Genomic DNA, 255 nt, shown 5'->3' on the forward strand with positions numbered 1-255 from the left:
GACATCCCCGGATCAATGCTTGCTTACAGCTCCCCGAGGCATTTCGTTGTTCGCCACGTCCTTCATCGGCTCCTGGTGCCTAGGCATCCTCCGTGTGCTCTTACTAGCTTAACCTAGTATGCTCATTACTGAGCGTATATCAACTAAAAGGATGATTCTAAGACACTTCACTTTCGCGATTCAGTTTTCAAGGTACAAGTGAAAGAAACATAACTGTTCTTTCAAAACTGACAACGAGCAATCGTTTGGTTTGGA

1 rRNA gene is annotated in these 255 nt (G+C 45.1%); it reads right to left on the reverse strand.

Annotated features, from left to right (window positions below):
* Positions 1 to 114 (reverse strand): 23S ribosomal RNA (locus M3661_RS30105); the annotation flags it as partial.
* Positions 115 to 255: the final 141 nt, after the last annotated feature.

The organism is Paenibacillus sp. MER 180 (genome assembly GCF_023713665.1).
Taxonomy (GTDB): domain Bacteria; phylum Bacillota; class Bacilli; order Paenibacillales; family Paenibacillaceae; genus Paenibacillus_B; species Paenibacillus_B suaedae.